The sequence below is a fragment of the Halostagnicola alkaliphila genome, from assembly GCF_055379965.1.
Map to the genome: position 1 here is coordinate 200,025 of NZ_AP043827.1, position 21,592 is coordinate 221,616.

At 58.7% G+C, this 21,592-nt stretch carries 19 protein-coding genes; 12 read left to right on the forward strand and 7 right to left on the reverse strand.

Features of this window, described 5'->3' with window-relative positions:
- Nucleotides 1-884: 884 nt before the first annotated feature.
- A complete protein-coding gene (locus ACZ5C7_RS22995) occupies nucleotides 885-1,163 on the reverse strand; it encodes an MTH865 family protein (protein ID WP_464378500.1) in 279 nt (92 codons plus the stop codon).
- Between the two features lie 75 nt (nucleotides 1,164-1,238).
- Complete coding sequence (locus ACZ5C7_RS23000) at nucleotides 1,239-2,297, reverse strand: FAS1-like dehydratase domain-containing protein (RefSeq protein WP_464378501.1); 1,059 nt, start codon at nucleotides 2,295-2,297, stop codon at nucleotides 1,239-1,241.
- Between the two features lie 287 nt (nucleotides 2,298-2,584).
- On the opposite strand from ACZ5C7_RS23000, the gene ACZ5C7_RS23005 reads away from it, so the two are divergent.
- Entirely contained in the window at nucleotides 2,585-3,778 is a 1,194-nt protein-coding gene (locus ACZ5C7_RS23005; RefSeq protein WP_464378502.1) for a thiolase family protein, read from the forward strand.
- A 31-nt stretch (nucleotides 3,779-3,809) separates the two neighbouring features.
- Here ACZ5C7_RS23005 and ACZ5C7_RS23010 read toward each other — a convergent pair whose 3' ends face one another.
- Both ACZ5C7_RS23010 and ACZ5C7_RS23015 read right to left on the reverse strand, forming a co-directional pair.
- A complete protein-coding gene (locus tag ACZ5C7_RS23010) occupies nucleotides 3,810-5,060 on the reverse strand; it encodes an acyl-CoA dehydrogenase family protein (RefSeq protein WP_464378503.1) in 1,251 nt (416 codons plus the stop codon).
- Between the two features lie 416 nt (nucleotides 5,061-5,476).
- Nucleotides 5,477-5,626 carry a hypothetical protein gene (locus ACZ5C7_RS23015; RefSeq protein WP_464378504.1) on the reverse strand — a complete coding sequence of 50 codons (150 nt, stop codon included), beginning with the start codon at nucleotides 5,624-5,626 and terminating at the stop codon, nucleotides 5,477-5,479.
- Nucleotides 5,627-6,395: 769 nt separating this feature from the next.
- Between ACZ5C7_RS23015 and ACZ5C7_RS23020 the strand changes: the two genes are divergently transcribed.
- The 4 genes from ACZ5C7_RS23020 to lpdA all read left to right on the forward strand — a co-directional run bounded on the left by ACZ5C7_RS23020 (nucleotide 6,396) and on the right by lpdA (nucleotide 12,251).
- Nucleotides 6,396-7,856, forward strand: coding sequence for a YjiH family protein (locus tag ACZ5C7_RS23020; protein WP_464378505.1), 1,461 nt, complete (start codon nucleotides 6,396-6,398; stop codon nucleotides 7,854-7,856).
- A gap of 119 nt (nucleotides 7,857-7,975) precedes the next feature.
- Nucleotides 7,976-8,734, forward strand: a complete 759-nt coding sequence (locus ACZ5C7_RS23025; protein WP_464378506.1) for an IclR family transcriptional regulator — start codon at nucleotides 7,976-7,978, stop codon at nucleotides 8,732-8,734.
- 488 nt (nucleotides 8,735-9,222) lie between these two features.
- Nucleotides 9,223-10,827 (forward strand): dihydrolipoamide acetyltransferase family protein, encoded by a 1,605-nt coding sequence (locus tag ACZ5C7_RS23030; RefSeq protein ID WP_464378507.1) that lies wholly within the window; start codon nucleotides 9,223-9,225, stop codon nucleotides 10,825-10,827.
- Entirely contained in the window at nucleotides 10,827-12,251 is a 1,425-nt protein-coding gene (gene lpdA, locus ACZ5C7_RS23035; RefSeq protein ID WP_464378508.1) for a dihydrolipoyl dehydrogenase, read from the forward strand. The genes ACZ5C7_RS23030 and lpdA overlap by 1 nt, the downstream gene beginning before the upstream one ends.
- Before the next feature lie 62 nt (nucleotides 12,252-12,313).
- Here the strand turns inward: lpdA and ACZ5C7_RS23040 are convergent, their stop codons facing one another.
- Together ACZ5C7_RS23040 and pdhA are read right to left on the reverse strand one after the other, a co-directional pair.
- Nucleotides 12,314-13,282, reverse strand: a complete 969-nt coding sequence (locus tag ACZ5C7_RS23040) for an alpha-ketoacid dehydrogenase subunit beta (protein WP_464378509.1) — start codon at nucleotides 13,280-13,282, stop codon at nucleotides 12,314-12,316.
- 13 nt (nucleotides 13,283-13,295) lie between these two features.
- A complete protein-coding gene (pdhA, locus tag ACZ5C7_RS23045) occupies nucleotides 13,296-14,453 on the reverse strand; it encodes a pyruvate dehydrogenase (acetyl-transferring) E1 component subunit alpha (protein ID WP_464378510.1) in 1,158 nt (385 codons plus the stop codon).
- Between the two features lie 277 nt (nucleotides 14,454-14,730).
- Here pdhA and ACZ5C7_RS23050 point away from each other — a divergent pair, with 277 nt between their 5' ends.
- The 7 genes from ACZ5C7_RS23050 (at nucleotide 14,731) to ACZ5C7_RS23080 (ending at nucleotide 20,868) form a co-directional block, all read left to right on the forward strand.
- A complete protein-coding gene (locus ACZ5C7_RS23050) occupies nucleotides 14,731-15,750 on the forward strand; it encodes an ABC transporter substrate-binding protein (protein ID WP_464378511.1) in 1,020 nt (339 codons plus the stop codon).
- Between the two features lie 65 nt (nucleotides 15,751-15,815).
- Entirely contained in the window at nucleotides 15,816-16,601 is a 786-nt protein-coding gene (locus tag ACZ5C7_RS23055; protein WP_464378512.1) for an ABC transporter ATP-binding protein, read from the forward strand.
- Between the two features lie 3 nt (nucleotides 16,602-16,604).
- Nucleotides 16,605-17,405: an ABC transporter permease gene (locus ACZ5C7_RS23060; RefSeq protein WP_464378513.1), complete on the forward strand. Its 801-nt coding sequence runs from the start codon at nucleotides 16,605-16,607 to the stop codon at nucleotides 17,403-17,405.
- Nucleotides 17,396-18,175 carry an ABC transporter permease gene (locus ACZ5C7_RS23065; protein ID WP_464378514.1) on the forward strand — a complete coding sequence of 260 codons (780 nt, stop codon included), beginning with the start codon at nucleotides 17,396-17,398 and terminating at the stop codon, nucleotides 18,173-18,175. Before ACZ5C7_RS23060 ends, ACZ5C7_RS23065 begins: the two co-directional genes overlap by 10 nt.
- A 108-nt stretch (nucleotides 18,176-18,283) precedes the next feature.
- Nucleotides 18,284-19,243 (forward strand): malate dehydrogenase, encoded by a 960-nt coding sequence (locus ACZ5C7_RS23070; protein WP_464378515.1) that lies wholly within the window; start codon nucleotides 18,284-18,286, stop codon nucleotides 19,241-19,243.
- A gap of 162 nt (nucleotides 19,244-19,405) precedes the next feature.
- Complete coding sequence (locus ACZ5C7_RS23075; protein WP_464378516.1) at nucleotides 19,406-20,494, forward strand: amidohydrolase family protein; 1,089 nt, start codon at nucleotides 19,406-19,408, stop codon at nucleotides 20,492-20,494.
- Nucleotides 20,491-20,868, forward strand: a complete 378-nt coding sequence (locus ACZ5C7_RS23080; RefSeq protein WP_464378517.1) for a Rieske (2Fe-2S) protein — start codon at nucleotides 20,491-20,493, stop codon at nucleotides 20,866-20,868. The genes ACZ5C7_RS23075 and ACZ5C7_RS23080 overlap by 4 nt, the downstream gene beginning before the upstream one ends.
- A 149-nt stretch (nucleotides 20,869-21,017) precedes the next feature.
- Here the strand turns inward: ACZ5C7_RS23080 and ACZ5C7_RS23085 are convergent, their stop codons facing one another.
- On the reverse strand, nucleotides 21,018-21,506 hold the full coding sequence (locus tag ACZ5C7_RS23085; RefSeq protein WP_464378518.1) for a DUF3237 domain-containing protein: 489 nt from the start codon (nucleotides 21,504-21,506) through the stop codon (nucleotides 21,018-21,020).
- Nucleotides 21,507-21,592 lie beyond the last annotated feature (86 nt).

The following is a 21,592-nucleotide window of genomic DNA, read 5'->3' on the forward strand; positions in this document are numbered from 1 at the left end:
GATTCGTTGTCGGTAATCGGCTGGTCGATAGCTGCGAGTTTTCGATGCGTTTTCCGGCGGTTGAAGGCACTCTCGAGCGAATTAACGGAACAAACTGGTTGACTATTCAACACGAACTGAACGACTAGCCTTCGCCCACGACTCTGTATATTGTAGAGCAGATTTCAAAGATCCCCGTAGCTTTCCCCGTTGGATTGGAGAGCTCCAGACCGGTCACACGCATCAACTGGCGGTGCGTCGCCGATCGTCACCTTCGTCTCAACCGACACTTTCCATCGTAACTAGACGTTTCCCCGTGTCTCGATCAGGATTTTACTATCCGTACGCATCGCACACTCACCGCGTTGGCCGGAACGAGGCTGAAACCGTACCGATCGGCGCTATCGCTCGATCTATCTTTTCTGACCTATCGACCCAGACCGGACTACTTTCCCGGTCCGATCAGTGATCTCGTGTTCACCCGGATACTAATCTGAGACCTCTATGATCGCCTTCCTATTTACATAAATATATACTATGAAAGTTGCCACCAGGGGACTGAACGGTTATCGCACCGTCCGAATGCCGTCTATCCACTCGGTCGACTGGTCACCGAGGAACTGAAGCTATCCCGCGACGAACTCCCCGCTGAACTCGGAACTTACTCTCCAAAACAACGAGTTCGGCACCTTCGTCGGCGAGAACGCGGAATCTTCGCTTCCGATTCGACCGGCACTACCCGTAACGACCGCGGTTCGATCCGATAGGCCAGGATCCAAATCGTCGGAGAATTCGCATTATCTCACATGCCATTGCTGTTTGTGAACTATCGCCAAGAACGTTTACGAATTGTCGTTCATCGAATTCAGCCTCGACCGAACGAACGGAAAACGGACCCGCGCCGACTACTCGGGGAGTTTGTTCGCGTCCCGTAGTCCCTCGACGATATCGTCGGCGAGCGCTTCGGGCGTCTCGTAGGGGAACCGATCTTCGGTATCGTCCGTCCCTTGGGCGGCGTTACGAAGGTCCATCACAGACATCGAGAAATTGCCGGATTCGAACGTCGTTGCGGGCCCGTTCGGAAGTGCGGGCAAGAGCTCCATCGGATTCGAGACGGGATAGTCGGCACCGTCGAACGCGTCGACCAACTGTCGTCGGATCTCTTCGGCGTCGGGTTCTGTCATCGTCCGTTTTCGGGTATTACTGCGTATCTTATAACGATTGTGTACTACAACGGCTACACCGATGCTTGACGCGTTTTAGTTCTCACCCGAAAGCGTCACGGTCGCCGTTCCGGTGAGCAACGTCTCACCGTTCTGCGTCGTCGCCTCGAGTTCCACGTCGACCACGCCCGCGTTCCGATCGATTTCCGTGACCGTTCCACCTGCACTGACGGTTTCACCGGGGAACAGCTGCGATCGGAATCGGACGCCGAACGACTCGAGCGCCTCCACACCGAACCAATCCGTTACGACTCGCGACGTGATTCCGGCGGTGAACATTCCCGGCCCGAAAACGGTCTCGTTGCCGGCCTCTCGAGCGTACGGTTCGTCGTAGTGAATCGGATTGAAATCGCCGCTGGCACCGGCGTAGCGGACGAAATCCTGTCGTTCGATATCCTCGACGATGATCTGTGGGGCGTTGGAACCCACCTCAAGGTCGTCGACCGATTCGACTCGGTTCTCCTGTCTCGTCGCCGGGTCGACGCCGACGTCCACCCGTACGAGTTCACCGTCGCTGTTCGAAGCGGGGGGATTGTCGGTCTGGCGGGAATCGTTCGACGAGCTTGCTGCGTCCTCGCTCGTTCCACCGTCGCTCTCCGTATCCGTCTCCACCGCACCGTCGGTTTCGATCACCGTCGCTCGTTCGGTGAGCACGACCTCGCCGCGCTGATCTCGGTACGCCGTTTCGAGAATCGCGAAGGTCATCGTGCCGGCCCGGCCGCCGTCTCGCTCGTAGCAATCCGCGAGCGTCGTGGTTCCAGTCAGGACGTCGCCAACGAAAACCGGTCGTTCGTACTCGTAGGCGTGTTCGCCGTGGAGGATGTACTCCGGGTGAAAGCCGAGGTCGAAGCCGTGGCCCTCGAGATCATCGGGCGTGTATCGCGGAAAGTTCCCGACTCGAGCGTACGTCGGCGGCGCGGGAATCCGCTCGTGCCCGTTGTGCGCTGCGGTCTCCGACGACCGGAAGACGGGGTTCGGTTCCGTGACCGCTCGAGCGAACTCGGCTACCTTCCCGGCTTCGACCCGGAACTCCTCGACGGTAACCCGCGAATCGCCGATCATCGACTCGAGCTCCGACAGCGGTTTAGTTGGCACGGTAGATCCCTCGATGAGCCGCCAATCGTGAGTCGCGCTTTTTCCCGCCCGCCGTCGCACCCGGTTCGTGAGCCGTTCGTGGTCGCTTCATTTCTACCAGTGTTTAGCGAGCACACAGATAATACTACGTGTGCTAATCTTGAGGACGTATACTCTCGGAGCAAAATCTCTGTATTCTCTCCTTTTGGGCCCTAACGGGGGAACTAACGGGTTATTTTACGATATTACCAGAACTAGCAAGACACACAACTACTATCACGCTCCTCGAAGTAGTGGTACTCGTATCCATGAAATCAGCAGTTATCGTCGACGCCGTTCGAACCCCGTTCGGAAAACGAGGGGGCTCGTTTAGCGAGATACACCCGCAGGATTTGGCCGCGAAACCGCTCGAGGCGCTCGAAGACCGAAACGAATTCTCGCCGGAGACGGTCGAGGACGTCATCTACGGTTGTGTCACGCCCGTCGACGAGCAGGGGCTCAACATCGGTCGGATCGCGCCGATGGTCGCCGGCTGGGGCGATATCGTCCCCGGCGTTCAGCTCAATCGGATGTGTGGCTCCGGACAGCAGGCGGTCAACTTCGCCGCGGCGAACGTCATGGCCGGCCAACACGACGTGCTCGTCGCCGGCGGCGTCGAGCACATGACCCGCGTGCCGATGGGATCGGACGGAAGCGGCGTCTCAGACACCTACTTCGAGTACTTCGACGAACTGACGACCCAAGGGGAAGGTGCCGAACGGATCGCCGAGGAGTACGACCTTTCCCGCCGCGAGGTCGACGAACTGGCCGTCGACTCACAACGGCGCTGGGCGAACGCCTGGGAGAACGGCTACTACGACGACCAGGTCGTTCCCGTCGAGGTAGCACTCGAGGGTGATGAGAGTGCTTCGAGTAATCGTACTGGGGATGAAACGTCCCCCGAGACGGTCGTCGTCGAGCAGGACGAACACCCGCGTCCGGATACCGACCTCGAGACGCTCTCGGGTCTGCCCCTCTCGTTTCGCGAGGATGGCGACGGCGTTCACCATCCCGGAAACTCCTCCGGGATCGTCGACGGCTCCTCGGCCTTGCTTATCGCGAGCGAAGAAGTCGCGGCCGCCCACGGTTGGGAACCCATGGCCCGAATCGTCCAAACCGAAGTCGTCGGCGTCGATCCGGTGACCATGCTCACGGGACCGATCCCGGCGACCGAACGGGTTCTCGAGGCCGCCGACATGAGCCTCGCCGATATCGACCTGTTCGAGGTCAACGAGGCGTTCGCATCCGTCGTCGCCGCCTGGCTCGAGGAGACGGGCGTCTCCTGGGAGAACGTCAACGTCAACGGCGGCGCGATCGCTCACGGCCATCCGCTCGGTGCGACGGGTGCGATGTTGCTGACGAAACTGGTCCACGAACTCGAGCGCACGGGCAAAGACACCGCACTGTCGACGATGTGTATCGGGTTCGGACAGGGCGTCGCGACGATCATCGAACGGGTGTAACGGGAGACGGGAAACGGCGATTCCTCGTAGCTCAGTCGTCTAACGCGTCGATACGGCGATCTTCGTCGAAGCGCAGGACGTTCTCGACTTCGTTCTCGTCGATGTCTTCGAACGCGTGACGGGCGATCGACCGCCGGTGAACTTCGTCGGCACCGTCGACGATCCGGAACGCCCGGACGTGTTCGTAGAAGTACGCTAGCGGCAGGTCCTTGCCGATACCGTTCCCGCCGCAACACTGGAGCGCGAGGTCGATGGTGTCGTTCGTGACGTTCGCCGTGAACATCTTCGCCATCGCAACTTCGATGCGCGCGTCGCTCCGATCGAGTTCCCGCGCGGCGTGTCGAACCATCGTCCGCGCGGCGTGTAGTCGCGTTTCCGCGTCGGCGATTCGATGTCGGAGTGCCTGTTTGTCCTCGAGAGCTGTTCCGAACGCTTCGCGCTCGCTGAGGTAGGCTTTCGCGATCTCGAGGGATCGTTGTGCCATTCCGGAGTAGCGCATGCAGTGCGTGAGCCGTCCCCCGCCCAGTCGCTTCTGTGCGACGTGGAACCCGTTGTTTTCCTCGCCGACCGTATTTTCGACGGGGACGCGGACGTTCTCGTACTTGATCTCCGCGTGGCCGCCTTCTCGTTCGGTGATGCCGTGTCCGCCGAGGTGTGGCACGTTCCGGACGACGTTGACACCGTCTGCATCCGCCGGAACGAGGATGATGGAGGTCCCTTCGTACGGATGAGCGTCCAGGTCGGTTCGGGCCATCACTAGATAAAAGTCGGCGTCGAGGCCGTCGGAGGTCCACCACTTGTGGCCGTTGACGACCCACTCGTCTCCGTCTCGAATCGCGGTCGTCTGGAGCATCTTCGGATCCGAACCGCCGCCCTGCATCGGCTCGGTCATCGAGAACGCCGAGGAGATTTCGCCCTGAACGAGCGGTCGGAGCCACTCCTCTTTCTGTTCTTCCGTGCCGACCATCTCGAGCGTGTGCATGTTCCCCTCTTGGGGCGCGTTCGCTCTGATCGCGTGTGCGCCAATGATCGAACGACCTACCTGTTCGAACGACGGGAGCATATCCTGGAAGTCGAGGCCTTGTCCGCCGTACTCTTCAGGCACTTGCGGCGCGAACAGGTCTCGATCCTTTGCCTCCTCCCAGAGCCCCTCGAGTTCGTCCGTCGTAATCGTCTCGCCGGTCGCGAGCGCCTCTCGTTCGCGCGGAAGGACTATTTCTTCCATGAACGACTCTACCCGGCCCGCGACCGCTTTCGCCGTGTCGGAATCGTGGTATTCCATGCATTGACATTCTCCCCGGCCATTGTAAATCTATACCCTTCAGAAATTAACCAGTGTTAGAATGGTGTGTGTTGCTGTAGCTGTCGTAAACCCGATCAATCACTTTCTGAGGTACTCTCTGTCCAAATTCTCGGGAATGTGGTGATTCTCACCACTATTTCTCCGAGGGATACGCTTTAGTACTATACCGTGCTGTTTGTGAACATGAATATGTTAGCCGTGTCTGTGGACGCCAGCGAGGGGAACGTTGCGCGGCTCCACGACGAGACGGCTCGCCATCACGGCGTTTGATCGCAATCGAATATCACGACAAGACGACGACCCACGTGCAATTACGGGAATTGAGCGCCCAGAACGACTGAGTTGAACTACGACCGTGGTGAGGATTCAGCGCACGTCAAACACGAACAACCGCTCTATTCTTCCGCGGCGTCATCGATTACCAGTCGCGCCGCCCGAACCGGTGAACGAGTTCCCTGTGTCACCGAACAGAACGGCTTCGAATCCGTCGTTCGTGCTGCCGGTGGTGCGGATCCGTATCGACCGGAATCGACGTTGGCACGCATGCGTCCCTCCATTATTCGGTCGGTGGGAAAGCGATGTTGGCCCACTTTTCCCAACCGAAGGTCGACTGGGTAACCGACGAGTGAGGCTCTTCGCTTTACCGAATCGACGATAACGTGGACCGAGGGACCGTTCCTGGCTCCGTTACCATCACCGGTCCCGAACACCGTCTTGAGACTGAGTGGGAGTTCGAGAAACTCCACGGAAAACTACGTGCTGTTTTGAACGCAATCGAAGTTGGTTTGTTGTTTGCCGCCGACTCCGTCAGATTGAACGGGCATTTATCATTCAAACGAACCCTGTCTCGTGGAGAAACAGCAATAAGATTACGAACCTACTCCTGTAATGGGTATCTCGCAGTGGCAAGTAGTAACTTCGATGGTCACATTTCATGCTCCTAAATGAAGGTCCGTAAAATTCGACTCATTGGGTTCTATTGCCAACAAAAGGTGGACAATATCAGCACACTTCTTGGGACAAATCCACATTCATTGTCTATTGTAGTAAAAGAGACTGAACTAATTTATTTAGCCCTGTGTATCGTTCTATGTAATATCTTAGTATTTTAATGACTCTCTGTGTCATGCCAACCTGTACACGGAGCATGCTATCTTCGACCAAACCTCTCTCCAACTGGCATCGCGACGGCCGATACGCTCATAGGTGTGTACGGACAAAATGACAAAACTGCCGCTTAGCCCTCGAGACGCCCGGTGCACTATTTCGTCTATGATCGATAATTTTATTATATGTGTGTGTTATTCTCGTTCTATGTTCGGTAGAAGCGATTGGGAAGATGACGATCACATCTCAGAGGAGTCTGTCAACCCTGAGAAGAAGACTATCAATGATGTCGATATTATCAAAAAGCGGGTTAGACCGACGGCAAAGTTCATCGCCGCGTTTACCATCGGGGCGTTCTTTTTCCTCTTTCCGATGGAATGGGACGGCCAGACGACGATTCCACTCGATGTCGTCGTCACCATTATTCAGGACGCGGCGCTGTACCCCGTCGAAGTGTTTACGTTCCTGTTGATCGCGGCAGGTGGTCTCTTTACGACGTTGTCGATGGTTCACTATCAGGGCATACTCTCACTGGACCAAGCTACCGTTGATCGCCTCGAGTTAGACTACTGGAAGACGTCTAATCTCTTCTGGGCGCTTCGAGTATTCGGTATTATCGTCGCGATTCCAATTCTCTTTCGGTTCGGCCCGGAGTGGCTTCTCAGCGATGCTACCTCGGGTGTCGTCTGGGGGGCGTTGTTGCTAACGATCGCGCTTGTCATTCCGATCGGTGCGATTTTCGTCAATCTGCTCGCCGAACTCGGCGGGCTCCAGTTCGTCGGCACGCTCGCACAGCCGATCATGAAACCGCTGTTCAATCTTCCCGGACGAGCGGCCCTCGACGGCTCCGCATCGTGGCTCGGCTCGTTCAGTATCGGCTACTACCTGACCCGAAACGTCTTCGACCGCGGAGGATACAACAAACGGGAAGTATTCGTTATCTGCACCTGTTTCGCGACCGGGAACCTCGGAACCGTCGGTGCCATCGCCGCCGTATTGGGTATTCTCCACATATTCCCCGTCGTCGTCTTGCTGTACTTACTCAGCGTGCTGATCACGGCAGCGATTCTCGTTCGCGTTCCGCCCCTGTCGACGATTCCGAACGAGTTCATCGCCGAACCGGATCCGGAACCGGTGTTCACCGGTAGCGTTTCCGATTACTTCCGCTTCGCGTTCAACGAAGCGGTCAAAACGGCCGAACAAGGTTCGTCGATCACGCGGGCGGCCGTCGTCGGGCTCATCGACGGAATGAAGCTCACTGCGATGATGCTCGGAACGATTCTCTCCATCGGGATGGGTGTCGTTCTACTCAACGAGTACACGGCTTTCTTCGAACTTATCGCGATCCCGCTGGTCCCAGTGATGACTGCGTTTGGTATTCCCGACCCGCAGCTAGCCGCTTCAGCGATCATTATCGGTGGCGCGGAGATGTTCATCGCGGCGACGCTCGTCGTCGGTGCTGAAACAATTACGCAAGTCTTCATCGTGATCGTCGTCAGCTCACAGGCGATTTTCTTCGCCGCGTCGGCGCCGATGATGGTCGATATGTTCGACGACATTCCGATTCGGTTCCGCGATCTGTTCGTCCTGTTCGTCCAGCGAACGATCGTCCTCATCCCCGTCGCCGCTGTGTTGACTCACGGCGCGGCCGCGCTCGGAATGCTCTGAAGATCGAGTCGTAACTAATCACTATTTTCGGTTTCGACGCGTCGACCAGCCCTGATAGGACGCCATCTCATTCGAATTAGAGGGAAAGATGTTATACAGCGGAGAACGTTTGTCCGACAATGGCTAAAGACACGAAGAAAATACACGCAGTTCAGCGAACCCTCGAGATTATCGAGACGATTAGCGAACTCGAGCCGGCGGGTGTGTCGGAAATCGCCCGAAACGTCTCTGTTTCGAAGAGCACGGTTCACACGCATCTGGTGACGCTCGCCGACGAGGGCTACCTCATTCGAGACGGGGACGAGTATCGGCTGAGCTGTAAGTTTTTGAGCATCGGCTCGTCCATTCAGGACCGTTTTCGGCTCTATCGTCTGGCCAAACAGCACGTCGACGAAATGGCCCACGAGACGGGCGAATCGTCGAATCTCGTTATTGAGGAGGGCGGCATGGGAACATGTCTGTACGCGACGAACCCCAAGGATTCGCCCGATGTCTACATGTCCGCTGGGGAGAAAAACTACATTCACGCGACCGCGACCGGGAAGGCAATTCTCGCCCACAGGCCGAAATCGGACGTCGAAGCGATCATCGATCGGCACGGACTTCCGAAGCTAACCCAACACACGATAACGTCGCGGGAGGAGCTTTTTTCGGAACTCGAGACGATTCGCGAACGCGGCCTCTCGTTCGATCGTCAGGAGACGATCAACGGACTCTTCTGTATTGCAGCCCCGATCGTCGTCGACGAACGGGCTATCGGTTCGATTAGCGTTTCGGGGCCTGTTAGCCGCTTTACAACCGATCCTCGAAAAGGTGAATTGTGTGAAGCGGTCGAAGAAATCGCGAACGTCATCGAACTGCAGTTCGTCTTTTCCTGACAAATTGTTCGCTCTCCTCGAGCACTTTGTTTTCCAGAGTCGAACGATTCGACTATATGATCGGATTTTCCACATTTAACTGAATGTGCCATACTTCCTCACCAACGGCAATCGATTTGTTTTCGACTCACAACGCTACAACTGTAATGGGTAGAATGGGCGTGACCCCCTTTGTACGGGCCACTCTTTCCGTCTGATCTCCGCTCCGCTGCGTATCCGGTAGTTTTGCTCATCCGTTCCTGTTTACCATTCTCGATATATTGTCCTCCTCTGTCGAACATTCGGTGATCGGGACGTGATATCTTTCCTTTCGGCTACAGCTGCGAACGAGCATACGGCCGCTGTTCGAACGGATCGTGTAGTGATTCGTCCGTGGTTCGTTCGACTGCTCCGATATTACTCCGATCGTTCGGCGGACGTTGTCTAATCGACGCACGCGCGTTTCACCGAAGAGCGTATAGTCCTCTACACGAGAGATGATATCACGCATGGTTAGAAAGGAGTTTGAACTCCCTGACGTCGGCGAAGGTGTCGCCGAGGGCGAACTCGTGACGTGGCTCGTCGAACCCGGCGATCAGGTCCAAGAGGACCAACCCATCGCCGAGGTGGAGACGGACAAGGCGCTGGTAGAAATTCCCTCCTCGTACGACGGTGTTATCGCGGAGCAACGGGCGGAGGAAGGCGAGATAATCGAGGTCGACGAAGTTTTCGTCGTGTTCGACGTCGACGATTCGAATCTCGCCGACGACTCGTCCTCGAGCGGCGGTTCTGCCGACGACGCAGAAGGGTCGGCAGAGGCGGCCTCGGCCGCGGGAAGCGAGCGGTCGGCCGAACTAGCCGATGAAACCGAAGCGGCCGCGGTCACCGACGCCGGAACCGGTAGCGGTCCCGATTCAGCGGTTCCCGACGGACGCGTGTTCGCCCCGCCGAGCGTTCGTGCGCTCGCTCGAGAACTAGGGGTCGAACTGTCCACGGCCCAACGGCAGGTGGGTGCCACGGACAGACGCCTTTCCGAATCCGACGTATACGCCGTCGCGGACGGACGAACGGAGATGGAACCGTCTGGTTCTCAATCTGGGACGGATCCAGCGGGAACTGACCCAGCCGAGCAGGAAGCGGAGTCGTCTACACCCGACCGCGTCCCCGGTGAATCCGCTTCGATACCAACCGAGCGAGTCGAGGCCGCCGGTCGAGAGCGAACGCTGGCGATGCCGGCGACTCGTCAGCTCGCCCGTGAAGAAGACGTTTCCCTGGACGACGTCCCGGCGAGCGAACGACGGGACGGCGAACCGTTCGTTACTCCCGACGATGTACAGCAATACGTACAGCGCGATACGTCGGCATCGACCGAGGCGGCCCGGACCGAGCCGAGTTCCAGCGAATCCGACCGAGATCGACCCGGCGACCGGATCCCCTACAGCGGGGTGAGAAAAACCATCGGCGAGCAGATGGCGACCTCGAAGTACACCGCGCCACACGTGAGCCACCACGACGAAGTCGACGTCTCGGAACTCGTCGCCGCGCGGAGCCGTCTCAAGTCGGAGGCCAAAGCGCGTGAGACGAAACTCACGTACATGCCGTTCGCGGTCAAAGCCGTCGTTGCAGCGCTGAAAGAGGTTCCGGCGATCAACGCCGAACTCGACGAGGAGAACGAAGAGATCATCCTCCACGACGAGTACAACATCGGCATCGCGGTGGCGAGCGATGCCGGGCTCATGGTGCCGGTGATCGACGATGCGGATCAGAAAAGCCTGCTCGAGCTCGCCAGAGAGATCAACGATAAGGCCGAACGGGCTCGAGATCGGTCGATCGGACTCGAGGAGATGCAGGGTGGGACGTTTACGATCACGAACGTGGGTGCGATCGGCGGCGAGTACGCGTCGCCGATCATCAACCATCCCGAGGCGGGGATTCTCGCGCTCGGGGCGATGAAAGAGCGGCCGTGGGCCGAGGACGGCGAGCTGGTGGTTCGCGAGACGATGCCGATTTCGATGTCGGTCGACCACCGGATCGTCGACGGCGCGGAGGCGGCACAGTTTACGAACGAGGTCAAGCGATACCTGAACAATCCTGAACTGCTACTACTCGAATAATGGTGATGGGAGATGTGCGGACGGCGACGGATGTACTGGTAATCGGCGGCGGTCCCGGCGGCTACGTGGCCGCGATTCGGGCCGCCCAACACGGCCTCGACGCGACGCTCGTCGAGCGAGACGCCTACGGCGGAACCTGTCTGAACTACGGCTGTATCCCCTCGAAAGCGATGATCACCGCGACCGATATCGCACACGACGCGGCTACCGCCGAGGAGATGGGCGTCCACGCCGACCCGTCGATCGACATGCGAGCGCTCGTCGGGTGGAAGGATGGCGTGGTCGACCAACTCACCGGCGGCGTCGAAAAGCTCTGTAAGGCAAACGGCGTCTCGCTGATCGAGGGAACCGCGACGTTCATCGACGAGGACGCCGTTCGGGTCGCCCACGGCGGCGAGGGCCAGGGCAGCGAATCGATCGAGTTCGAACACGCCATCATCGCCACGGGGAGCCGGGCAATGTCGATTCCCGGCTTCGACTTTGCGGATGAACCGGTCTGGTCCTCGCGCGAGGCGCTCGAGGCCGAGGAGATACCCGACAAATTGGTCGTCGTGGGCGCTGGCTACATCGGGATGGAGCTCTCGACGGTCTTCGCGAAAGCCGGCGCTGACGTAACGGTCGTCGAAATGTTAGACGACGCGCTCCCAACGTACGAGGACGATATCGCACGAGTCGTCAAGGATCGAGCCGAAGCTCTCGGCATCGACTTCGAGTTCGGCCTCGGCGCGAGCGAGTGGCGCGAGACCGACGAGGGAATCGAAGTTGTCGCCGAGGACGAAGACGGCGAAGAGTCGGTGTTCGACGCCGACCGCGTGCTCGTCGCGGTGGGTCGCGAACCCGTGACCGAAGCACTCGAGGTGGACGAACTCGGCCTCGAGACCGACGATCGCGGTTTCCTTGAAACGGACGAGTTTACTCGAACGGACCTCGAGCACGTCCTCGCGGTGGGTGACGTGGCGGGGGAACCGATGTTGGCGCACAAAGCCAGCGCCGAAGGATTGGTGGCGGCCGCGGTTGCGGCGGGCGAACCGTCGGCGCTCGACCACCAGGCGATCCCGGCTGCCGTGTTCACGGATCCCGAAATCGGGACGGTCGGGATGACCGAAGCCGAGGCCGACGACGCAGGGTTCGACCCTGTCGTCGGAACGATGCCGCTCCGTGCGAGCGGGCGGGCGCTTTCGATGGACGAATCCGACGGCTTCGTCCGGATCGTCGCCGACGAGGAAACCGAGTTCGTGCTCGGGAGCCAGATCGTCGCGCCGGAAGCCTCCGAACTCGTCGCCGAACTCGGCCTCGCGATCGAGATGGGCGCGAAACTCGAGGATATCGCCGGAACGGTTCACTCCCATCCGACGCTTTCAGAGGCGGTGATGGAGGCGGCCGAACACGCACAGGGGAAGGCGATTCACACGCTGAATCGATAGGAATCCGTTGATTCGATATCGGTTGGCCGAACCGACATCACACGCTGAATCGGGAGGAAAAATCAGTGGCTGAGCGTTTCTTTGATCGCTTCTTCGATTTTCGGCGGATGCGGGATGTAATAGTCTTCCATCGAGAGGAGCGGAACGGGAACGTCGAAGCCGGTGACTCGCTCGACGGGGGCCTCGAGGTAGATGAGCGCTTCGTCGTTGATCGTGGCGATGACTTCGCCGCCGAAGCCGCCGGTTTTGGCCGCCTCGTGGACGACGACACAACGGCCCGTCTTTTCGACCGACTCGATGACGGTCTCCTTGTCGAACGGCGAGATGGTCCGTAGGTCGATCACTTCGGCGTCGACTCCCTCGAGGTTGTCGACGGCCTCGAGGGTGTTGTGCATCATCGCGCCCCAGGAGATGACGGTAACGTCCTCGCCTTCTTCGCGGACGGCCGCCTCGCCGAGCGGTTCGGTGTAGGAGCCTTCAGGAACCTCGTCGCGGATGGAGCGATAGACGTGTTTGGGCTCCATGAACAACACCGGATCGGGATCGCGGATGGCGCTGATGAGCATCCCCTTCGCGTCGTGTGGCGTCGAGGGAATCGCTAACTTCAGGCCTGGAATGTGCCCGTAGGCTCCCTCGAGGCTCTCACCGTGGTGCTCGAGCGCCCGGACGCCGGCACCGTAGGGCGTTCGAATGACCATCGGTGCGGTGAGTTCGCCGCGCGTCCGCCAGCGGATGCGGCTGGCGTTGGTGACGAGCTGGTCGAACGCCGGCGGGAGAAAGCCCGAGAACTGGATCTCGGCGATCGGTTTGTAGCCGTGTGTTGCGAGTCCGACGGCCGCGCCGGCGATGGCGATCTCCGAGAGCGGCGTGTCGAGGACGCGCTCTTCGCCGAATTCCTCGAGCAGGCCCTCGGTGGCTCGGAAGACGCCGCCGGATTCGGCGACGTCCTGTCCGAAGACGACCGTTTTGTCGTCGGTGGTCATCTCTTCGTGCAATGCGTCGTTGACGGCTTCGATAATTGTCGCGTTCATAGTGTCCCCTCTCTTATCCCTTCGGTCGGTGTTCGATGTACTCGTACATGTCCGGTCGTTCCTCGAGGAGCTCTCGGAGCTCATCGAGTTGGCGTTCGAGTTCGGGAGGTTTCTCTTCGTAAAGGTAGTCGAAGATCTCCTCGATGCCGCGCTCTTCGAAGGCGTCCGCAGCCTCGACCGCCTCGGCGAACTCGGCTTCGACCTCCTGTTCGATTGCCTCTTCGTCGATCGCATCCCAGCGGCCGGTTTCCTCGAGGAACGACTGATAGCGCTCGAGCGGATCTCGATCTTTCCACTCCGCAACTTCGTCGTCGCTTCGGTACCGAGTTGGATCGTCGCTCGTCGTGTGGGCACCGCGCCGGTACGTAACGGCTTCGACCAGTACCGGATTCCCCTCGAGTGCTCGCTCTCGTGCTTTCGAGACAGCGTTGTAGACGGCGAGGACGTCGTTTCCGTCGACGCGAATGCCGTCCATTCCGTAGGCCAGCGCCTTCTGGGCGACCGTTTCGGAGTTCGTCTGTCCGTCGAACGGAAGCGAGATCGCGTACTGGTTGTTCTGACAGAAGAAGACGGCGGGTACCCCGAGCACGCCGGCGAAGTTGATCCCTTCGTGAAACGCACCGGTCGACGTTGCGCCGTCCCCGAGGTTTGCGAACGCAATGTTGTCTTCGCCCCCGAGTTGCATTCCCCAGGCTTTGCCCGTCGCGAGCGGAATGTGCGAGCCGATCGAGATTGCCAGTCCGAACACGTTGGCTCCCTCCATTTTGGATGCGTCTTCGATGCCACGCCAGTACAGGAGCAGGTCCCGCATCGAGAGCCCGTGCATCAACATCGCTCCGGCTTCGCGCCCGTATGGGAAGATCCAGTCGTCGTCCGAGAGGGCAAACCCGCTGCCGATGATTGCGGCTTCCTGTCCCCGTCCCGAGGCGACCGTCCCGAGTTTGCCCCGCCGTTGGAGTTTCGTCGCTCGGTTGTCGTACACGCGTTGAAGTAGCATCCAGCGGTACAGATCACGGAGTGTCTCGTCGTCTAGATCCGGTACCCGGTCGGAATTGAACGTCCCGTCTGGACGTATCACCTGGTACGTCTCGACCTCGAGGTCTCCCTGAGAGAGTGGATCGACACCAACGTCTTCCGACACAGGTGGAACTGATCGCGGACTGTTGTCCATGGTATGCCTGAACTTGGCCTAATCAGTTTAATATGCCTGTCTATAGTGGCTATTTTTTCCGGATTCTCTGGACGACGTTGCTGGCGGAGATTTGGGACGAGCCGGCTTCGAATGCGCGTCTATCACGAGGAGATGAGCTTTCACGCCTCGAGGCGCGGTATCGCTGGTTTTCGACCAGTTCGAAGCAAATCAATGTGACAAGGGTATGGTGTTCATCACCATCTGACATGGTAATTCACCACAATCTTTTTATCGTACTGGGGGTAATACCCTCGATATGCCACCACATAGCAGGAGGACTATCCTCAAGACTGGTGCAGCAGTCACAACCGTTGGGTTGACGGGATTAGCGGGTTGTCTCGGGGGAGACGACGAGGACACGCTTCGGTTTAACTTCGTCGTGCCGGTCGAGAACCTGGGATCGTTACTCGACATTCCGGAAATCCAGGACGAACTCGACGGACTCGGCGAAGAGTACGAACTCGAGGTTTCACAGGACTCGAGCACGCCGGACTCGATCAACGCACTTGCGGCGGGTGAAGCGGACATGTCCCTGGTGACGACCGAAAGTTTCGGGGGTGCTGTCGTCGGGGACGCCGTTCCGAGTGGCCTGACCGCGATCGCGACCGACTTCTGGGACGCTCATCCGGATCACTTCGGTTTCGAAATCTACTCGTTGCCAGATTCGGATGTAACCGAACCGGAGGACCTCGAGGGGGCGACCCTCGGTGTGAACGCGACCGGAACGGGGATCCACGCGGTGTTCGAAAAACAGCTGGATAACCTCGGGCTGGATTCGGATCAGGACGTCGAGTACAACGAGCAGGGATTCGCGACGTTCGTCGAAGGGCTGCAAGACGGCATTTTCGACGCTGCAATCTTCCCGGGGCTGTACGCGGTCGCACCGCGAAACGAAGGATTCAACCTCGTGTTCGACAGTCAGGACGCTTTCGGCGACGACTTCGAGAACGGCTACCCGTTCGCGTACACGGTCGCGACCGGCGATGCACTCGACGAAAAGGAAGATCAGATTCAGGCGTGGGCCAACGATTACCTCGACATCGTCGACTACATCGAAGCGAACCGAGACGAGGTAATTTCGCTCGCGTCGGACCACTTCGAAATCGACGAGGGGCAGCTAGACGAGTTCTTCATGACGGAGAACGATTACTACAGAGAGCAGATCGAAATCGACGACGAGGCCCTGCAGGGTATCATGGATGAGTTGGCCGACCTCGACATCCTCGACGAGCAGTTCGACGTTGATGATCACATCACTAACGAGTATATCACGTAGGTACTAGGTCTCTGTTACCGAGTCGCACAATATTCAAATAGGATGTTATACTACTATCACGCAAAATGGTCGAAGGACACGTAACAATCTCGAATCTGGAAAAAGTGTACGAGTCGGGGGACGAACGAACGAAGGCGATCGACGATCTCTCGCTGGAAGTGCCAAGTGGCGAGTTTCTCAGCGTCGTCGGTCCGAGCGGGTGCGGAAAAAGCACTCTTCTCTATCTTATCGCCGGGTTCCTCGAGGAGTCGACAGGCACGATTGCCGTCGACGAACAACCGATCGACGGGCCCGGAACCGATCGCGGTGTCGTCTTTCAGGATTACGCCCTGTTTCCGTGGCGAACGGTCATGGGGAACGTCACGTACGGGCTCGAACAGGACGGCGTTCCGAAGGAAGAACGACGGGCGACGGCCCAAGAATTTATCGACATGATGGATCTCGACGGCTTCGAGGACAAGTATCCGAAGGAGCTGTCTGGCGGGATGAAACAGCGCGTCGCACTCGCGCGAACGCTCGCGTACGATCCGAAGATCCTCCTGATGGACGAACCGTTCGGTGCCCTCGACCAACCGCTCCGCGAACTGCTTCAGGATCACCTCCTCGAGATCTGGCGCGACCTCGAGAAGACGGTGATATTCATTACCCACGACGTCGAGGAGGCGGTGTATCTCTCGGAACGGGTCATGATAATGACGCGCCATCCAGGGACGAAAAAGACGTCCGTCGAGATCGACGTCGACCGAACGCAGGACAGAGAAGATATCATTCTGTCGGACGCGTATACCGAGACAAAAAATAAGGTCTGGCAATCGCTACGGGAAGAGACACAACCGGAGGCACAGCTCTAGACCATGTCTTACGCCGACTTTCGATTGACGGACCTCGAGGAAACGCTGCCCGCCCCGTTCCAGCGGTTCGTCTGGTTCGTCTTCGAGTGGATCCCGCTTTTGATCGCAGCAGGGTTTTGGGAGTTCGCCAGCGGAACGTTCGTCCCCAGCGCGATCCTCCCGCCGCCGTCTGAGGTTGCGTACGTCACTTGGGAGTTGCTCGCGGCCGGTGACGTTATTCCCCACTTACAGATCTCGCTGTACCGCGTTGGCGTTGGACTCGCACTGAGTATCTCGATCGGTGTGTTACTGGGTGTTGGGATGGCGAGGTCGGACCCAGTCGAGGACTTCTTCGAGGTCTTTCTGGCACTCATCTACCCCATTCCGAAAGCGGCGCTCGTCCCGCTGGCCATCCTTTGGCTGGGCGTCGGGACGGAAACGGCGATCCTGATCGTCTTCCTCGCCTGCTTGCTTCCGATCGTTTTGAATAGTTACAACGCGGCCCAGAACGTCGACCAGAACCTCATCTGGTCGGCTCAGATGATGGGCATGCCCTCGTGGAAGATCCCGCTGAAGGTCGTTATTCCGGCGACGATTCCGAGCATCCTCACCGGGATCCGCCAGGCCATTCCGATCGCGTTCATCGCGCTTGTGAGTGCTGAGCTGATCGCCTCGAACGAGGGTGTCGGATTCGAAATCCTTCGGTACAGTGAAGTCGGTGCGTACACGCAAATGTTCGCCGTCCTCGTGATCATTTCGGCGGCCGCGTTCTTCGCCGTCCGTGGCTACGAGTGGTTAGAACGGAAGGTGGTTCGATGGACGTAAGTAACAAACTCGCAGTCGATCGCAGCGATGCCATAAACGTCGGAAAGTCGATCTACTCGCTCGTCATCGTGCTCGTGCTCTGGGAAGTCGTGACCCAACTCGGGATGGTTCACTATTACTTCCTGCCGCCGCTTTCGGATATCATCGTTCGGTTCTACGAGATGACGCTGGACGGAACGCTCGTCTATCACGGCTATCTGACCGTTAGACGGGCGCTCGTCGGGCTCGTCATCGCCTGCGTGTTTGGAATTCTCGTCGGGGTATTGAGTGCACGGAACCGTCTCGCGAGCTGGTTCTGGGATCCAATTATTGAAGTCGGCTACCCGGTCCCGGTCATCGCACTCGTTCCGGTCTTTCTCTTCTGGTTTGGAACGGGTGACCTCGCGAAGATTATCCTCGTCGCTATCGGCTGTTTCTGGCCCGTCGCGATCAACGTCCGTAATGCGACTCGAGACGTCGACGAGAACCTCATCTGGTCGGCCCGAATGATGGGGACGTCGGATCGGCAACTCCTCAGGAAAGTAATCGTACCCGCATCGGCTCCCGGTATCATCTCCGGCATTCAGATCGCGTTACCGATTTCGCTCATCATCACGTTCGTCTTCGAAATGGTCGCAGGCGGTGGTGGGCTGGGTCACATCGAAATCCAGGGCGTTCGATCGTTCGATTCGGTGCAGGTGTACGCGACGCTGATCGCGATCATGATCCTCGGGTTCGTTCTCGATCGAGCACTCCGATTGGTTCGGTTGCGAATCCTCTCGTGGACGTGAACCAGTGTCGAATCCGTCGATCGAGCCGGGTTTTCGCGGTGATCCGGTTCGTCGGATGAAACCCTATAAGTAGCCTGCGCCCGCTGTTTTGAATGAGTATTGAGAACAATGCACGTTGCAATAATCGGTGGCGCGAGTACGATCGGCTCGACGGTTGCGTATACGTTAGCGTCGATGGACCCGACGCTGGATATTTCGCTCGTCGACAAAGCACCGGAACCGGCGTGGGCCCACGCGATGGATATCACGCACTCGCTGTATCACGTGACGAACGCCCCGGTCGACGAAGCTGCGGCCGAATCGTACGGAACGATTCGGGGCATCGGAACCGACGAACTGGACTCCCTCGATCCGGATATCGTCGTCCTGACCGCAGCAGCACCCCGACCGGACGACGCCGCAGATCGGGGGGCCCGCGAGGCGGAACTCGAGGCCAATCTGTCCATCGCCGACGATGTCGCCTCGCAGTTGCAATCGATCGATCCGGTTCCGGTGATGGTGTTGACGAACCCGATCGATCGGATCACCTACAGGCTCTGGAGGCAAACGGGCTGGCCCCGCGAGAAATTCATCGGCTACTCGCTTTCGGAGACGGCCCGCGTTGCGTACGCGATAGCGGATCTCAAAAACGTTCATCCGAGCCGCGTTTCCTGTCCGGTGATGGGCGAACACGGCGAAGGAATCGTTCCCGTCTTCTCGAGAGCTCGAATCGGCGACGATCCGGTTTCGTTGACCGACGAACAGCGGTCCGATATCCTCGAGTACGTTCGATCGATTCCGTTCGAAATCGCGTCGCGCCGAGGTGCGTCCGAGACGTCGAGATGGGTCACGAGCGCCGGTGTGACGAGAGTGGTCCGTTCTATGCTATCCGGGGAGACAACTTCGCCGGGATGTCTCTCGACACCGCTGGCGGGTGAATACGGTTTCGACGACGGCTGTCTCAGCGTTCCGGTTACCCTCGACTCCGGCGGCGTCACGGCGATCCACGAGTGGGAACTCGCCGACTCGGAACACGCCCAACTCGCCAACGCGTTCGAGTCGGTTCGCGCGGATCTCGAGACGTTCTGAACCGTCCTGCCGAGAACGAAACCAGTCCCAGCCGATCGCTGCGTAGAGTGAGCGATCCGGCAGGTGTCGGCGGACACGGGGTTCGCTTTGGACCTGCACAATCTTTATAGTCAAATGGAGACTCGTTATATGTGTGGTACTACCAACCATGGGTGAACTAGGATGATTGATGCCGCGGAGCACCGCGTCGTCGACTGCGATTGGCACTATCAGGACTCGTTTACGGATATCGTCGAGTACATGGAAGAGCCATGGAAGACGAAATACGAGAAAAGCAACTGGGACGCGGCGGGTGTCAAGCAAAATTTAAGTTCGTTTTTCCCGACGTCGACCGGCGACCGACAGGCGTACGGAAAAATCGAACGCGAACACTCGAACTACCCGGAGGAAGCCGAAACACCGGAGAGAGTTCGGGAAGGAATGGAGTTTCTAGACGTCGACCAGAGCATCCAGATCTCCCATCTCGCACTCGCGATGGGCGGCGTCCAGACGGACGATGAACGCACGCAAGCGTTCGCGAAGGCCCACATCGAGTACATGATCGAGGAGGTACTCGATGCGGACGACGGCGTCTACGGACTCGCACCGCTTCCCTACAGCGACATCGAGACCTCTCTCGAGATCCTCGATCGAGTCGAAAACGAACCGGCGATAAAGGGAGCCTGTTTCATCACCGCCGGTGCGAATCCGCCCCTCGGGAATCGGAAGTACGACCCGTTGTACAAACGGTGTGAAGAAATCGGTTACCCCGTCGTCTTCCACACCGGCGGATCAGGCCTGGACGATTACGTCCGAGCGGGCTACCAGGAGATGCTCGAGACGCACACGCTGGGATTCCTCGAGTCAAACATGTCCCAACTCGTCAGCGTGACGTGTCAGGGAGTCCCCGAAAAGTTCCCGGACCTCGATATCGTGTTCATGGAATCGGGTGTCACGTACGTTCCTGGACTGATCAGTCGCCTCGAGGAGGAGTACCTGAAACGGCCCGAAGAGGCGCCGCTGCTCGAGAAGCGACCGAGCGAGTACATTACCGACTACTACTTCGGTACCCAACCGCTCGAGGTCTCGGCCAGCCCCGACCTCCTCGAGTTGTGTTTCGATATGTTGGGGACCGATCGGTTGCTCTACGCGTCGGATTACCCCCACTGGGACTTCGATAGTCCGTCGACGATCACCGATTTGAACTTCATCTCGGACGAGGAGCGGAAAGCGATTCTGGCAGGGAACGCCGTGGAGGTGTTCGACTTATGAGCGGCGAGGGACTCATCGAGGTCAAGGCGGCCGACTCGTTCGAGGACGGCGACCACGAACTGGTCGACGTTCGCGGCGTCGAGGTCGGTGTCATCCGGGACGAAGACGAGTTCTACGCGTTTCGAAACACCTGTCCGCACGACGGCGGTCCGGTGTGTAAGGGGTCCGTCTCGCAGAAACTCGTCGGCGAGTTCGTCGGCCCCGGCGAACGGGTCGAACGGTCGTTCAGCGACGAGAAGATCATCTCCTGTCCGTGGCACGGCTGGTCGTTCGACCTCGAGACGGGTGAAAACGTCGCCGACGACAGTATCGTTCTGCCGTCGTACGACGTGATCGTCGAAGACGGTATCGTGTACGTCGACGGCGGCAGGTGAGCGATTCGAAACTGTCCTTCACGAAGGCTCGACCGATTCGAAACTGTCGCTCACCCACTCGTGATTAGACGCGTTCTCATTCCGCTGAACATCTGACTCGGCAGTTGCCACCTTCGTTTGAAGCCGGCGATCGAACACGTGGATCGAGGTTAGCCGACCCGGTACACGAATAACTTCACCCCGTTCGGTTGTCGAGTTCCAGACGCGACGAACACGCTCTGTGTCAACCACTCGAGATCGGGATCGGCGGTTTCGAACGAGGGTACCGATTGGAAGTAAACCTCGTCGGGATCGACGTTTTTTCCGTCCCGGAGGCGTTTGCTGGTTTCCGGCGGGGCGTATCGAATGCCCTCGTTTTCGACGTAGACGCGGGAGCCATCGTCCGTTTCGAACGCGTACTTGGCGACGAGTTCGGTCGCGCGTTCTGTTCGGTACAGTTGGTAGTCGGCTCCCGCTTGCAACACCGTCCCCTCACAACGCCCGGAAACAGTTCCCCCGGTAATTGGGATGATACGCCGTCGACCATCGCCAGTATCACCGATCTCGATGGGGTCGTCGACTTCGATGTCGAGCTCGAGGACCTGCTCGAGCATCGGGATATGCGGGTCTGTATCGTGGTCTGAGTTCTCCTTTCCCATACAGAGCTACTCTCACTCCTGGAAGTTATAGTTAGTGTCAGGCGGTCTGCTGTCCCTGTTTACCGCTACACTCGCGACCCGCGTGC

Bases quoted from the DNA above. Each gene is read 5' to 3' on its own strand.
- ACZ5C7_RS22995 (WP_464378500.1), bottom strand. From the start codon at position 1,163: ATGACAGAACCCGACGCCGAAGAGATCCGACGACAGTTGGTCGACGCG.
- ACZ5C7_RS23005 (WP_464378502.1), top strand. From the start codon at position 2,585: ATGAAATCAGCAGTTATCGTCGACGCCGTTCGAACCCCGTTCGGAAAA.
- ACZ5C7_RS23010 (WP_464378503.1), bottom strand. From the start codon at position 5,060: ATGGAATACCACGATTCCGACACGGCGAAAGCGGTCGCGGGCCGGGTA.
- ACZ5C7_RS23015 (WP_464378504.1), bottom strand. From the start codon at position 5,626: ATGCGTGCCAACGTCGATTCCGGTCGATACGGATCCGCACCACCGGCA.
- ACZ5C7_RS23020 (WP_464378505.1), top strand. From the start codon at position 6,396: ATGTTCGGTAGAAGCGATTGGGAAGATGACGATCACATCTCAGAGGAG.
- ACZ5C7_RS23025 (WP_464378506.1), top strand. From the start codon at position 7,976: ATGGCTAAAGACACGAAGAAAATACACGCAGTTCAGCGAACCCTCGAG.
- ACZ5C7_RS23030 (WP_464378507.1), top strand. From the start codon at position 9,223: ATGGTTAGAAAGGAGTTTGAACTCCCTGACGTCGGCGAAGGTGTCGCC.
- lpdA (WP_464378508.1), top strand. From the start codon at position 10,827: ATGGTGATGGGAGATGTGCGGACGGCGACGGATGTACTGGTAATCGGC.
- ACZ5C7_RS23040 (WP_464378509.1), bottom strand. From the start codon at position 13,282: ATGAACGCGACAATTATCGAAGCCGTCAACGACGCATTGCACGAAGAG.
- pdhA (WP_464378510.1), bottom strand. From the start codon at position 14,453: ATGGACAACAGTCCGCGATCAGTTCCACCTGTGTCGGAAGACGTTGGT.
- ACZ5C7_RS23050 (WP_464378511.1), top strand. From the start codon at position 14,731: ATGCCACCACATAGCAGGAGGACTATCCTCAAGACTGGTGCAGCAGTC.
- ACZ5C7_RS23055 (WP_464378512.1), top strand. From the start codon at position 15,816: ATGGTCGAAGGACACGTAACAATCTCGAATCTGGAAAAAGTGTACGAG.
- ACZ5C7_RS23060 (WP_464378513.1), top strand. From the start codon at position 16,605: ATGTCTTACGCCGACTTTCGATTGACGGACCTCGAGGAAACGCTGCCC.
- ACZ5C7_RS23065 (WP_464378514.1), top strand. From the start codon at position 17,396: ATGGACGTAAGTAACAAACTCGCAGTCGATCGCAGCGATGCCATAAAC.
- ACZ5C7_RS23070 (WP_464378515.1), top strand. From the start codon at position 18,284: ATGCACGTTGCAATAATCGGTGGCGCGAGTACGATCGGCTCGACGGTT.
- ACZ5C7_RS23075 (WP_464378516.1), top strand. From the start codon at position 19,406: ATGATTGATGCCGCGGAGCACCGCGTCGTCGACTGCGATTGGCACTAT.
- ACZ5C7_RS23080 (WP_464378517.1), top strand. From the start codon at position 20,491: ATGAGCGGCGAGGGACTCATCGAGGTCAAGGCGGCCGACTCGTTCGAG.
- ACZ5C7_RS23085 (WP_464378518.1), bottom strand. From the start codon at position 21,506: ATGGGAAAGGAGAACTCAGACCACGATACAGACCCGCATATCCCGATG.